General features: G+C 73.4%; 13 protein-coding genes. 9 read left to right on the plus strand and 4 right to left on the minus strand.

The genetic code is table 11. The features are described from left to right. Window positions 1–56 precede the first annotated feature (56 nt). The 3 genes from LEL83_RS03425 to LEL83_RS03435 all read left to right on the plus strand — a co-directional run bounded on the left by LEL83_RS03425 (window position 57) and on the right by LEL83_RS03435 (window position 3233). Window positions 57–629: a TetR/AcrR family transcriptional regulator gene (locus LEL83_RS03425; RefSeq protein ID WP_225557777.1), complete on the plus strand. Its 573-nt coding sequence runs from the start codon at window positions 57–59 to the stop codon at window positions 627–629. A gap of 64 nt (window positions 630–693) precedes the next feature. Then, window positions 694–1884, plus strand: a complete 1191-nt coding sequence (locus LEL83_RS03430; protein WP_225557778.1) for an acyltransferase family protein — start codon at window positions 694–696, stop codon at window positions 1882–1884. A 155-nt stretch (window positions 1885–2039) separates the two neighbouring features. Then, on the plus strand, window positions 2040–3233 hold the full coding sequence (locus LEL83_RS03435; RefSeq protein ID WP_225557779.1) for an FAD-dependent oxidoreductase: 1194 nt from the start codon (window positions 2040–2042) through the stop codon (window positions 3231–3233). 28 nt (window positions 3234–3261) lie between these two features. Here the strand turns inward: LEL83_RS03435 and LEL83_RS03440 are convergent, their stop codons facing one another. The 3 genes from LEL83_RS03440 to LEL83_RS03450 all read right to left on the minus strand — a co-directional run bounded on the left by LEL83_RS03440 (window position 3262) and on the right by LEL83_RS03450 (window position 6770). Next, window positions 3262–4131 (minus strand): UbiA family prenyltransferase, encoded by an 870-nt coding sequence (locus LEL83_RS03440; protein ID WP_198656648.1) that lies wholly within the window; start codon window positions 4129–4131, stop codon window positions 3262–3264. A 64-nt stretch (window positions 4132–4195) separates the two neighbouring features. After that, window positions 4196–5779 (minus strand): long-chain-fatty-acid--CoA ligase, encoded by a 1584-nt coding sequence (locus LEL83_RS03445; RefSeq protein ID WP_225557780.1) that lies wholly within the window; start codon window positions 5777–5779, stop codon window positions 4196–4198. Window positions 5780–5837: 58 nt separating this feature from the next. After that, entirely contained in the window at window positions 5838–6770 is a 933-nt protein-coding gene (locus LEL83_RS03450) for a DMT family transporter (protein WP_198656650.1), read from the minus strand. A gap of 70 nt (window positions 6771–6840) precedes the next feature. On the opposite strand from LEL83_RS03450, the gene LEL83_RS03455 reads away from it, so the two are divergent. The 6 genes from LEL83_RS03455 (at window position 6841) to LEL83_RS03480 (ending at window position 11691) form a co-directional block, all read left to right on the plus strand. Next, on the plus strand, window positions 6841–7689 hold the full coding sequence (locus tag LEL83_RS03455; protein WP_225557781.1) for a LysR family transcriptional regulator: 849 nt from the start codon (window positions 6841–6843) through the stop codon (window positions 7687–7689). A 78-nt stretch (window positions 7690–7767) separates the two neighbouring features. Continuing rightward, window positions 7768–8991 (plus strand): sensor histidine kinase, encoded by a 1224-nt coding sequence (locus tag LEL83_RS03460; RefSeq protein ID WP_225557782.1) that lies wholly within the window; start codon window positions 7768–7770, stop codon window positions 8989–8991. Further along, window positions 8979–9674 (plus strand): response regulator transcription factor, encoded by a 696-nt coding sequence (locus LEL83_RS03465; RefSeq protein ID WP_225557783.1) that lies wholly within the window; start codon window positions 8979–8981, stop codon window positions 9672–9674. Before LEL83_RS03460 ends, LEL83_RS03465 begins: the two co-directional genes overlap by 13 nt. A gap of 45 nt (window positions 9675–9719) precedes the next feature. After that, the gene (locus tag LEL83_RS03470; RefSeq protein ID WP_225557784.1) at window positions 9720–10532 is read left to right on the plus strand and encodes a fructosamine kinase family protein; all 813 of its coding nucleotides are present in this window, start codon (window positions 9720–9722) and stop codon (window positions 10530–10532) included. Window positions 10533–10701: 169 nt separating this feature from the next. Continuing rightward, complete coding sequence (locus tag LEL83_RS03475; RefSeq protein ID WP_198656655.1) at window positions 10702–10968, plus strand: hypothetical protein; 267 nt, start codon at window positions 10702–10704, stop codon at window positions 10966–10968. Between the two features lie 231 nt (window positions 10969–11199). After that, window positions 11200–11691, plus strand: a complete 492-nt coding sequence (locus tag LEL83_RS03480) for a hypothetical protein (RefSeq protein WP_198656656.1) — start codon at window positions 11200–11202, stop codon at window positions 11689–11691. Between the two features lie 39 nt (window positions 11692–11730). Here LEL83_RS03480 and LEL83_RS03485 read toward each other — a convergent pair whose 3' ends face one another. Next, complete coding sequence (locus LEL83_RS03485; protein ID WP_198656657.1) at window positions 11731–12549, minus strand: helix-turn-helix transcriptional regulator; 819 nt, start codon at window positions 12547–12549, stop codon at window positions 11731–11733. Window positions 12550–12801: the final 252 nt, after the last annotated feature.

Here is a 12801-nt window from a genome sequence, read left to right on the forward strand (position 1 = left end):
GGACTGACGTCACCGTAGCACTCGATGTCAGTCGCTGTCATCAGTAGACTGCGGACATGGTTCGTTGGCAACCCGGCACCCGAGAACGACTGCAGGCCGTCGCCCTGCAGCGCTTCGCGTCGCACGGCTACGACCAGACCACCGTCGCCGAGATCGCCGCAGCCGCCGAGGTCACCGAGCGGACGTTCTTCCGGCACTTCCCCGACAAGGCCGAGGTGCTGTTCGCGGGACAGGACGGGTTCCTCGCGATGTTCACCGACCCGATCGTGGCCGCTCCCGAGGGCACACCGCCGTTCGACCTGGTCCGCCTCGCGCTCGACGCCAGCGCTGCGTTCTTCCCCGAGGAGCGGCGGGCGTGGTCCCGCGCGCGGCAGGAGATCATCGACGGGAACGCGGCACTCGGCGAGCGGGAGCTCGGCAAGCTCGCCACCCTGAAAGCCCGCCTCGGCGAGGTCCTGCGCGGCCGAGCGGTGCCCGAGCCGGTCGCGACGATGGCCGCCGAGACCGCCGTCACCGTGTTCCACCTGTCGTTCGCCCGGTGGATCGCCGCCGACGAGGACCGGCCCTTCGCCGAGATCGCGCACGAGCGGGTCGACGCCCTGACGAACCTGGTGCACCCCGCTCGTTGAGACGGCTCTTACCCACGAGGAGCAGCCTGGGTCCACACGATCCGAGCACCGCGGGGAAGGGACCATGGCCACGACCACGCTGACACACGCGCAGCCGCAGCACCGGCCGCAGCTCCGCACCGCCACCACCACGGGACGCGCAGACCACGCGTCGCCGGCCCCACCGCCCCCGCTGACGCACCGCGCGCCGGCGCTCGACGGCCTGCGCACCGTGGCCATCCTGGCCGTCGTCCTGTACCACCTGCACGTGCCGCAGTTCGAGGGCGGCTTCACCGGCGTGACGGTGTTCTTCGTGCTGTCCGGGTTCCTCATCACCACGCTGCTGCTCGGTGAACGACGGCGGACCGGACGCGTGCGCCTCGGGTCGTTCTGGGTGAAGCGCCTGCTGCGCCTGTACCCGGCGCTGCTCGCGTTCGTCGTCGTCGGGCTCCTGCTCTGGAACTGGGTCGGCGACTACAAGGGGGCGTCGTTCTCGGCGGGTGAGGCGGCGTTCATCGCGCTGACCTACACGGGCAACCTGTTCCGCGCGTTCTGGGACACCACGCAGGGCGTCTTCGCGCACACGTGGAGCCTGTCGATGGAGGAGCAGTTCTACCTGGTGTGGCCGCCCGTCCTGGTGCTGCTGGCGGCGCTCCGGGTCCGGCGGCGCTGGCTCCTGACCGGGCTCGGCGTGCTGGTCGTGGGCGCCTCCGCGCTGTCGTGGGCGAGCTACCGCACGCCGAGCGGCGGTGCCACCCCGGACGTCTACTTCTCGCCGGTGCTGGGCGTCGTGCCGCTCGCGATCGGCTGCGCACTGGCACTGCTGCTGGACGACGAGCGGGTGCGGGTCCTCGCCGCGGGTGTGCTGGGGCGCGTGGCCACCTGGCTCGGCCTCGGGTTGCTGGTGGGGGTGCTGCTCTGGATCGACGACGACTGGACCCGGCACGCGTCGACGTTCGGCGTCGTGCTGCCGCTGACCGGGCTCGTGTCCGCGGTCCTGATCGGCGGGCTGGTCTCGGTCCGCTCCCCGGTGTCCGCCGTGCTCGCGTGGACGCCGGTGTCGTGGTTCGGCCGCCGGGTGTCGTACTCGGCGTACCTGTGGCACCCGCTCGTCATCGCGTTGCTCGGCACCTTCGCGATCGGGCCGTGGGGCACGGTCGGTCTGGTCGCGGCCGTGCTGGTCGTGTCCGTCGGAGCGGCGTACGCCGTCGAGGTGCCGGTCGAACGGTTCCGTGCCCGGGCCCGAGCGGCACGCTCCGCGCAGCGCACCGAGTGAGCAGACGACGCCGGGTCGACCGCCCGCACCCGTCGTCTCCTGCTCACTCGGTGCCCCGCGGCACGTCGGGCGCCTCGCGGCTCGGTGCCAGGCGGCTCGGTACCACGTGACACTCACTGAGTGCCACGACGCCCGCCGACCGTAGGCTCACCGGAGTGCACACGGAACGGACGGACGTCCTGGTCGTCGGTGGCGGCCCGGTCGGGCTGTTCCTGGCGGCACTGCTCGCCGAACGCGGGATCGACGTCCGGGTCTGGGAACGCCGCACCGATCCGCCCGTCGGTTCGCGTGCGATCGGCATCCACCCGCCATCGCTCGACGCCTTCGCCACGATCGGCCTGGACACCGCCGTCCTGGCCGAGGCCGCCCTCGTCCGTGCCGGTGTGGCCCGCAGCCGCGGCCGGACCCTCGGCACCCTGACGTTCGACCGGGCGTCGGCGACCCACCCCTACGTCGCCACGCTCGACCAGCACCGCACCGAGACCCTGCTGCGCGAGCGGCTCGAGGCGTCCGTCCCCGGCGCGCTGCGCCCCGGCACCGCACTGACCGGGCTGACGCGTGACACCGACCACGTGGAGGCCAGCGGCACCGGCCCGGACGGCGCACCCGTCACGCTCCGGGCCGCCTTCGTGGTGGGTGCCGACGGCGCACGCAGTGTCGTCCGCGACCTCCTCGGCATCGGCACGACCGGCCGCGACTACCCGGACCGCTACGTCATGGGCGACTTCGCCGACCCCGAGCACGCCTCGGCCCGGTCGGAGGCACTCGTCGACGTCGGCCCGGACGGCGTGGTGGAGTCGTTCCCCCTGCCGGGTGCACGCCGACGGTACGTCGCCCTGGTGCCGGACGACGCCGGGTTCGCCGCGGCCGAGGGCACCGCGACGAGCGAACCCGACCCCACGGTCGCACACCGCCTGGCCGCACTCGTCGCCGCCCGCACCGGGGTCTCACCCGACCCGGCGAGCTGCACCATGCTGAGCGGGTTCCGCGTGCGTCGACGCCAGGCGGACCGGGTCGGCAGCGGCCGGGTCGTGCTCGTCGGGGACGCCGCGCACGAGATCAGCCCGATCGGGGGGCAGGGCATGAACCTCGGGTGGCTCGACGCCGCCGAGCTCGCCCCGCTGCTCGCCGGCGCGGTCCGGACCGGCGTCGCCGGCCCCTGGCCCGGCTACGCGGCACGACGACAGGGCGCGGCCCGCCGCGCCGCACGCCAGGCCGAGGTGAACATGGCGATGGGCCGTCCGCTCGGCCCCGTCACGGCGACCGGCCGGGAGGCGCTGCTCCGGACCGCCCTGGCCCTGCCGACCGCGCACGGCCTGGCCCGCCTCTACGCGATGCGCTGGGCCTGACGGCGCACGTCGAGCGGGTGGCCGGATCTCACGCGACCAGGCGCGCGCCGGCGAAGCCGAGCTCGACGACGAGCACGAGCGACGAGGCGATGACCAAGCGGAACAGGGTGCGCGACGCCCGCCCGGCCAGCACGAGCCGGACCCCGACGACCGCGAGCACCAGCACCACGACGGCACCGAGGACCGCGAGCACGACCCCGGCCCCGCGCACCGGGTCGTCGCCGAGCACCTGCCCGCCGAGCACCAGGGCGGCAGCGACCACGAGCGAGGCGAACGCGACGAAGCCGGCGCCGCGGAGCCCGAGCCGGTGCGGGAACCCGCGGACCCCGGTCGCGGCGTCGTCGACCAGGTCGGGCAGCACGTTGGTGCAGTGGATGGCGACACCGAACACCGCACCGGTGGCGATCGCCCACCACGCCGGCCACTGCCCCTGGGCCCCTGCGGACACGGACACCACGGGCAGCAGGCCGAAGGCCACGACGAACGGCACCACCGACCACACCGTGCGCTTGAGACCGGCGTCGTAGGCCCAGCCGGCGGCGACCAGCACCAGGTGCGCGACGGCGGCCACCGGTCCGAGGAACACCGACAGCACCACGGCGGCACCGGCGGTCACGAACGCCGCGGTCCGGACGGTGCCGACCGGCACGAGTCCGCGTGCAACCGGCTTGTCGCTCCGTCCGACGGCGCGGTCCCGGTCGGCGTCGATCCAGTCGTTCGCCAGGCCGATCGACAGCTGCCCGGCGACGACCGTCAGTGCCACCATCATGACGAGCCACACCGGGTGCCCGACGGCGGCGGCGATCACCGCGGCCAGGACGGTGACGGTGACCGTGGGACCCGGGTGCGACGAGGCGAACAGCAGGCGTGCGGTGGAGGGCCTGCGGGTGTCGTTCACCCCGTCAGCGTACGGATGCACCCCTGCACGGTCCGGTCAGCGGTCGGTGTCCAGCGGTCGACCGTCAGCGGACCGCCGGTGTCTCGGCCCCGAAGCGCTCGACGAGTTCGCGCTTGAGCACCTTGCCGCTCGGGCCGAGGGGCAGTGCGTCGAGCACGTGCACGACACGCGGGTACTTGTAGGCGGCGATCTCCGCGGCGACGAAGTCGACGAGCACCTGCGGCTCGACCACCGCGCCGGACCGCAGCACCACGGCCGCCGCGACCTCCTGCCCGTGCACCTCGTGCGGCACGCCGAACACCGCGGCCATCGCGACGTCGGGGTGGGTGGCGAGGACCTCCTCCACCTGCCGCGGGTACACGTTGTAGCCGTTGCGGATGATCATGTCCTTGGTGCGGTCGACGATCGTCAGGTACCCGTCGTCGTCCTTGGTCCCGAGGTCGCCCGTGCGGAACCACCCGTCCACGATCGCCGCCGCGGTGTCCTCGGGACGATCGAGGTACCCGTTCATCAGGTTGTGCCCGCGGATCACGAGTTCACCGATCTCGCCGTGCGGCAGCATCACGATCGCGTCGTGGGTCTCCGGGTCGGCGATCTCGACGTCGACGCCCCACACCGGCGTGCCGATCGTGCCGGGGCGCGGTGCTCGCCCGACGTGGTTGAAGGTGGCCACCGGTGAGGTCTCGGTCAGGCCGTACCCCTCGTGGATCGGCGCGTCGAAGACCTGCTCGAAGCGTTCGAGCACGGCGAGCGGCAGCGACGCACCACCCGAGATCGCGTAGCGCAGGGACGGTCGGGCCTCGGAGCGCGTGGCCGCGTCGAGCAGTGCCATGTACATCGTCGGCACGCCCATGAAGATCCCGCAGTCGTGCTCGACCATCGCGGCGAGCGCCGAGTCGCCGTCGAACTTCGGCAGCATGACGAGGGTCGCGCCCACCCGGAACCCGGTGTTCATCGTGCAGGTCTGCCCGAAGGTGTGGAACAGCGGCAGCGCTCCGAGCAGGACGTCCCCGCGGTGCATGTCGAACGTGGTCATGAGGTTGGTGTTGACCTGTTCGAGCAGCGAGAAGTGCGACCCCTCGGCGCCCTTGGGCTGGCCGGTGGTCCCGCTCGTGTACAGGATCGTCGCGGTGTCGAACGGGTGCCGCGGCACGTAGGTGTCGAGCGGTTCGCTCTGCGCTGCCAGGGCCTCGAGCCGGTCGGGGCCGACCGCGGACCCGTCGTCGGTCGTCGGCGCGAGCACGGTCACGACGTCGACCCCGGCCAGTTCGGCCCCGGCAGCCCCCTCGCCGAGCAGCGGAGCCGCGCAGACGAGCAGGGTGGCACCACTGTCCCGCAGGACGTACTCGATCTCGCGGCGCTTCAGCAGTGCGTGCACGGGCACGGCGACCGCGCCGAGCGCGAGCGTGGCGTAGTAGACGCGGGGGAAGTCGGCGACGTTCGGGACGAGCATCGCGACCTTCGCGCCCTCGGTGACACCCCGGGCACGGAGCGCCCCGGCGTACGCGAGGGTCTGCGACCACAGCTCGGCGTAGGTGGTCCGCTGGTCGCCGACGATCACGGCGACGTCGTCCGGGTACCGCGCTGCGGACTCGGCGAGGATCGCGGCGACCGAGGCGGTCGCGCGGGTGTCGTGGCTGTCGGTCATGCCGGTCTCCGTGTCTCCTCGACGACGTCATCGTCGCCGTCGTCGTCGTGCGCCGATCCTACGACGCGGCGCGGGACGCCGTCCGGGCTGCCGTGTCCCCCGTCCTGGTGCGCCGACGGACCAGCACCCCGGACGCCAGGGCGATCCCGAGCAGCACGACGAGACCGCCGACGGGCTCGTTCCACCGCACCCGCTCCCCCAGGACGAGCACGCCGAGCGCCACCCCGACGACCGGCGTCAGGTAGGTAACGGTGGAGGCGCGTCCGGCGCCCCACGCCTGCACCAGCCGCGTGTTCCACGCGTAGGCCAGCCCCGTGCCGACGCACCCCAGCGCGACCATCGCGCCCACGATCCTCCCGTCCAGCTGCACCGGACCGGTCGCGATGACGGGGGCGACCAGCAGGAGCATCCCGGAGGCCAGCGTCAGCTGGACCGTCGCCAGCGTCACGGGGTCGTACGCGCTCGCCACGGCGACGCGGCGCAGGTAGGCGAGCCCGATGCCGTAGGACGCCGTCATGCCGAGCAGCGCGACCTGGCCCGGCACGCTCGCGAGCACGGCGGGGTCGGTCAGCACGTCCCACGGGCCGACGAGCACGAGCACCCCGACGATGCCGAGCACGATCCCGACGACCTGTCGGCCGCGCAACCGCTCGGACGGCACGAGCACCGCGAGGGCGGCCAGCGTCATGATCGGGGTCGTCGCGTTGTAGATGCTCGCGAGCCCCGACGGCACGGTCTGCTCGGCCCACGCCATGAGCGACGACGGAAGGGCGTTGAGGAACACGGCGACGACCGCCAGGTGCGCCCAAACGCGCGGCTCCCGCGGCCAGCGGCGTCGGGTCGCGAGCAGCAGGACGACGAGCGTCACGCCACCCAGGACCGTGCGCACGGTGGCGACCTGCTGCGGGGCCATCCCGTCGAGTCCGATCTTCGCGAACAGGAAGCTCGAACCCCAGGTGAGGGCGACGAGGACGTAGAGGAGGGCGTTCACGAGGTACAGTCTCGGCAACCGCACGTCATGTGGCGAACGCATGTCGTTCATGGACCCATGAGGAGGACGCATGGCCGTCTCGCTCCAGCAACTGCGCGCGTTCGTCGCCACGGTCGACGCCGGCTCCTTCACGGCTGCGGCCGCCGCCCTGGGCGTCGGGCAGTCCGCGGTGTCCCACGCCGTCGCCGGGCTCGAACGCGAGGTCGGCGGCCCCGTGGTGCTCCGTGGCACGGTCGCCGCCGCCACACCGCTCGGCGACCGCATGCTGGCCCACACCCGCAGCGTGCTCGCCTCGGTCGACGCCCTGGAGGCGGTGGTCCGGCCCGCCTCGGCGCGCGGCACCGTGCGCCTCGCCGCCGTCCCCACCGTCTGCCAGGGCCTGCTGCCACGGCTCCGCGAGGTGTGGGCGGTGACCCTGCCGGACGTCGACGTGCAGGTGTACGAGGGGGACGACGACGAGATGCCGGAGTGGCTCGAGGCCGGCACCGTCGACGCCGCCGTGCTCGTCGACCCGTCGCCGGTCCCCGACGGGGGCGTGGTCGTGGCGCGGGACGAGATGGCCGCCGTGATCCGCCGTGACCACCCCCTCGCCGAACTGCCCGCACTCACCCTCGACGACCTGCACGAGGACGGCTTGGTCGCGGGCGGCGGCGGGTGCGAGTACCAGGTCCAGAAGCTCCACGAACTCGACGGTCGCCCGTTCCGCTACGCCCACCGTGTGCGGGAGATGAGCACGATGTTCGGCATGATCCAGCGGGGCGAGGGGGTCTCGATCGTGCCGACCCTGGGCCGCGGGATGCTGCCGCCGGACCTCGTGATGGTGCCGATGGCCCGACGGCTCGAGCGGACCCTGGTGCTGAGCGGACCGTCGTCGCGCGCGTGGCACCCGTTGGCGACCGCCCTGGTCGACGCGGTCTGAGGCGCCGGCGGCTCCGCCCTCCGGCAGCTCCGACCTTCGGCGGATCCGCCCGGCCCTGCTGCTCCCTAGGCTCGGAGCATGACCTCGACCGCGCTCCCCGCCGTCCCCCTCGGCCAGCGTGTGTGGGCGCAGACGTGGCGCGTGATCGTCGCGACGCTGACCGGCCTGGTCACCTTCGCGCTCGTGTGGCCGACGATGGACACGCACGGCTGGAGCGACCTGCGCATCGGCGCCCTGCTCCTGGCCGACGTCAGCGCCGGACTGGTCGCCCTCGTCCTCCTGCCGTTCCGGCACCGCGCACCGCTCGTCATCACGGTCGTCATCGTCGCCATCAGCTCGGTGTCGACGCTGGCGGTCGGCGCGGCCGCGATCGCGCTGGTGTCGCTCGCCACGCGGCGGCGGGCCGTCGAACTCGCCGTCGCCGGCGCGGTGATGCTCGGCGCCACGATGCTCTACGACGTCGTCCTGGCGCCCGACGAGACCATGCCGCTCTGGCAGATCGTGGTCGCCGGTGTCGTCGGCATCGCGCTCCTCATCGCGATCGGCATCGGGATCGGCCAGCGCCGGGCACTGCTGCTGTCGCTCCGTGAGCGGGCCGCGCTGCTCGAACGCGACCAACAGCAGCGCGAGGACCGGGCGCGCGAGCAGGAACGCGCCCACATCGCCCGCGAGATGCACGACGTGCTCGGCCACCGACTGTCGCTGGTCGCCCTGCACGCGGGCGCGCTCGAGTACCGCGGTCGGGGGCTCTCCCCCGACGAGACCGCCGCAGCGGCCGCGGTCGTCCGGTCCGAGGCGCACACGGCGCTGACCGACCTGCGGGACGTGCTCGGGGTCCTGCGCGACCCCGGGGAACCGGGCACCGACGAGGTCACCGGCACCGCGCCTCCGCAGCCGACGCTCGTCGACCTGCCCGCCCTGGTCGCCGCGGCCCGCGCCGCCGGCACGACGATCCACACCCGGGTCGACCCGCGGATCGACGCGGGCTCGGTGGAGGTCCCCACCGCCATCGGTCGGCACGGCTACCGGATCGTGCAGGAGGCGCTGACGAACGCCCGGCGGCACGCGACCGGACAGCCCGTCGACGTCGTGGTCGAGGTCCTCGACGGTCCCGCACTCCGGGTGCTCGTCACGAACGGCGTGCCGGACGGACCACCGCCACGGGCCGGTGCGGGAGCCGTCGCCGGACACGGGCTGCAGGGCCTGGCCGAGCGCGCCCGGCTGGTCGGCGGGACCTTCCGCGCCGGTGTCGACGCCGACCGCGTGCACGTCGTCGAGGCGGTGCTCCCGTGGACGGTGTGACCGCCCCCGTGCGCGTCGTGCTGGTCGACGACGACCAGCTCGTGCGCGTCGGCCTCCGGCTCCTGCTGAGCGGGGACGACGGCATCGAGGTGGTGGGTGAGGCCGGCGACGGGCTCGAGGCCGAGGGCGTCATCGCCACCACCGCACCCGACGTGGTGCTCATGGACATCCGGATGCCCCGCTGCGACGGGCTCGTCGCGACCGAGCGGGAGCTGCGCCGCCGACCGGACCTGGCCGTGCTCGTGCTGACGACCTTCGAGGGCGACGACCTCGTCCTCGGGGCGCTGCAGGCCGGTGCCCGGGGCTTCCTGCTCAAGGACACCCCGCCGCACGAACTCGTGCAGGCCGTGCGGTCGGTCGCCGCGGGCCGGTCCATCCTGTCGCCGTCGGTGCTGGACCGCGTGATCGCGTTCGCGGCCCGGCCGGGCGGCGAACGTGCGACGGAGCACGACGACGGCGCCGAGGAGCGCCAGCTGCTCGGGTTGCTCACCGAGCGGGAGACCGAGGTCGCGCTCGCCGTGGCCAACGGTGCGTCGAACGCGCAGATCGCCGCACAGCTGTACGTCGGCCTGGCGACCGTGAAGACCCACGTCGGGCACGTGTACGAGAAGTTCGGCGTCGACAACCGGGTGCAGCTGGCCCTGGTGGTGCACGCGGCACGGCGCGGACGATCGGCCGGGTGACCGCGCGCTGAACGCCGCGGCGGGGTCGGTCGGCAGGATGGACCGATGGCCGAGACGCACGTGAAGACCTTCACCACCGCGCACGAAGCGGCAGCCGAAGCGGCCGGGCTCACCTGGCTCGCCGAGGCCGAGGACGCCGGCGGCACCCGCATCGCTCGCGTGCTCGGGCGTCCGAGCCCGACCGTGCTCGACCTCGAGCGGATCTCCGACGGCTCCCCCACCGCCGCCCAGGCCGAACGGTTCGGTCGATCCCTCGCGCACACGCACGCGGCCGGTGCCGACCACTGGGGCGCGCCGCCCGCCGGGTGGACCCGCGGTGCGGCGCTGCGGATGGGGCGGTCGCGCACCCCGTTCGTCGACGCCGCGCACGCCCCGTCGACGTGGGGCGAGTTCTTCGCCGAGTACCGGATCCGCGACTTCGTCCGACGCATCGTGGACGCCGGCGGGTTCGACCGCGACCAGGCGGCCGTGTTCGACCGGGTCGCGGACCGCGTGCAGGACGGCACGCTCGGATCACCGCAGCCGGCGCTGGTCGGCGACCGGGCCGCGCGGCTGCACGGCGACCTGTGGGCGGGCAACGTGCTGTGGCCCGCGGACGCGTCCGAGCCGACCGGTGCCGTGCTCATCGACCCGATCGCGCACGGCGGGCACGCGGAGACCGACCTGGCGCTGCTCGGGCTGTTCGGGCTGCCCCGGCTCGAGACGGTGCTCGCCGCGTACGACCGGGAGTCACGACTGGCTGACGGCTGGCAGGAGCGCGTCGAGCTCCACCAACTCGCACCACTGCTGCTGCACGTGTTCCTGTTCGGCGGTTCGTACGCCGGCGCGGCACTGCGGGCCGCCCAGCGGTACGTCTGACCTGAGGTCCTGAGCGGCGCTGCGTGCGCGCTCCCGGCACTGCGCGGGCGCGCGCTGCCATGCAGTGAGCAGAAGACGTCGAGTGGCCTGGCCGTACTCGACGTCTTCTGCTCACCGAGTGGACGCCGGGTGCAGACTGGTGCGAGGACACCGGATGCGGAGGCCCGTGATGAACGCGTACGACAAGCTCCCGGGCCGCCCGGACCCCGCCGACCTGGTCGTCGAGGTCCCGGCCTTCGAGGACGACCGACCGCAACCCGAACCCGCACCGCCCGCCGCGGCGCCGGAACTCGTGGCCGCGACCGAGTTCGCGCGTTCGTCGCACGCACCGCCCACGATCCGTCGGACGCAGATGCGGGCGGGTGCGTGGATCGCGGGCGTCCCGATCGCAGCGCTCGTGATCGTCGCGGTCGTGCAGATCCTGTTGCCTCGCTGACCGAGAAGGACGCGGAACGACTGCGGGGACCGTGAGCACGGAGCAGCTGCGCCGCGCCACCCGCCAGGACCGACGAACGATGGCACGGCGACGGGACCTCGTCCGGATCGTCAGACGATCGACCAACGTCGAACCCCGTCGCGTGCATCCGCAGCGGAGCGCCCGCAGGCTGGGTCCTGTCCGAGCAAGACGACCCGAACGGGTCACCACTGCAGAGATGGGAACACGATCATGAACTCGTTCAAGCGCAAGTCCGTGAAGCTCCTCGCCGGCACCGCCCTGGGCGGCGCCGTCATCGCCGGGGCGTTCGTCGCAGCCCCCGCGCAGGCCGCCGAGCCCGCGCCCAGCACGTCGTCGTCGTCCGTCGGCGGCAGCGTCAACGTCAACCTCGACCCGGTCGCGATCGTCAACGCGATCAAGGAGGCGGTCAACGACCAGGGCGACCGCGGCGGAGCCGTGCAGGCGGCGCTCGACGTCGGCTACTGGAACGCCGGCAACCCCGACCGCCTCACCGTCGCGGTGGTCAACAAGAACCAGGACATCACCGTCGAGGGCGACGTCGCGGACGCCCAGTCGATCGACATCAAGGGCGGCAACTACGTCATCTACTGGTTCAAGGGCCCCGGCAAGGTCACGAACAACGGTGACGGCGGGTGGCTGAACTGGGGCGCCTTCGGCAACATCGAGCGCGTCGACAACGTCATCCACGTCAACGGCGGCTGATCGACCGGCCCGCCGTCGACGCCCCCTGGGACCTCGGTCTCAGGGGGCGTCGCCGTTGCCCGGTGGCGCTTCGATCGCCGCTGGGCGGGGTCGCTCCGCGAGTCGGACCGCGCGTCGCGACCGGATCCAGCCCCGGACGAAGGCAACGGACACCAACGCGGTCCGGTTCGGTGCGTTCCACGACCGCATCAGCCGGCCGAGGTGCCACGCGACGGCCTGCCTGCTGTAGGCGGTCTCCTTCGCGATCGCGTCGTTCGAGAGGCCGCGTGCGGCGAGTGCCAGCATCCGTTCCTCGGTCTCGTCCAGGCCCGGAGCGTGGGCGACGAGGTCGATGTCCTCGGCAGCGACCGACGCCGCGGGGTCCTCGAGCGGGCGTTCTCGGCGCTGCGCCCACGCCTCGGCCCAGCACGAGCCGAGTTCGTGGGCCACGAGGGATGCCCGGCTCATCGCGAGCATCGTCCGGCCGGCGTGGTCGATCGTCGTCGCGTGCTCTCGGGTCGCGGTGTGCATGACCAGGGCGAAGACGCGGATCGCGGGCAGGGCGCCGCGGAGCACGACCGAGACGTCGACGTGGGGGTCGCCGGCGCTGGTGGCGGCGACCTCGCGCAACCGCACGAGGCAGTCCGGGTCCACTGGTTCACCGTGCTCGACGGCGCGCAGCGCGGCCGGCAGCACGAGCGGGACGATCTCCTCGTAGCGCCGCCGCAGCCAGTCGTGTCCGTCGGGTCGGATGCCGTGCAGCGGTGGCGCGAGCAGCAGCTCCGTGAACTCCGCACACCGCTCGTCGAGCGCCAGGCCCAGCCGCTCGCCGGGCAGCAGCACGGCCGTCCGTCGTGCGTCGTCGCGCTCGGTCGTCATCGTGCATCGACCGTATCCGGACGACAGGTGTCGTGTCCGCCGCGTTCACGTGGTGTTCGTCTCAGACCCGGGCGACCGGAGACCGCGGCGCTGGCGCCCGCCGACGCGCTGGTACCCCGCCGACCACTGACGCGTGCCGACCCGCTGGCACCCACCGACCGTGTTGCACGGTCGGTATACCAAGCCGTAGCATCGCCCTACCGCACCACAACCCCACAGGGCCCGACTGCCACCACCGGTCTGCCCGCGGCG

The sequence above is a fragment of the Curtobacterium oceanosedimentum genome, assembly GCF_020297365.1.
Lineage (GTDB): Bacteria > Actinomycetota > Actinomycetes > Actinomycetales > Microbacteriaceae > Curtobacterium.

Coding starts and splice junctions, on each gene's coding strand:
- LEL83_RS03425 (WP_225557777.1), top strand. CDS start 57: ATGGTTCGTTGGCAACCCGGCACCCGAGAACGACTGCAGGCCGTCGCC.
- LEL83_RS03430 (WP_225557778.1), top strand. CDS start 694: ATGGCCACGACCACGCTGACACACGCGCAGCCGCAGCACCGGCCGCAG.
- LEL83_RS03445 (WP_225557780.1), bottom strand. CDS start 5,779: ATGACCGACAGCCACGACACCCGCGCGACCGCCTCGGTCGCCGCGATC.
- LEL83_RS03455 (WP_225557781.1), top strand. CDS start 6,841: ATGGCCGTCTCGCTCCAGCAACTGCGCGCGTTCGTCGCCACGGTCGAC.
- LEL83_RS03460 (WP_225557782.1), top strand. CDS start 7,768: ATGACCTCGACCGCGCTCCCCGCCGTCCCCCTCGGCCAGCGTGTGTGG.
- LEL83_RS03470 (WP_225557784.1), top strand. CDS start 9,720: ATGGCCGAGACGCACGTGAAGACCTTCACCACCGCGCACGAAGCGGCA.
- LEL83_RS03475 (WP_198656655.1), top strand. CDS start 10,702: ATGAACGCGTACGACAAGCTCCCGGGCCGCCCGGACCCCGCCGACCTG.
- LEL83_RS03480 (WP_198656656.1), top strand. CDS start 11,200: ATGAACTCGTTCAAGCGCAAGTCCGTGAAGCTCCTCGCCGGCACCGCC.
- LEL83_RS03485 (WP_198656657.1), bottom strand. CDS start 12,549: ATGACGACCGAGCGCGACGACGCACGACGGACGGCCGTGCTGCTGCCC.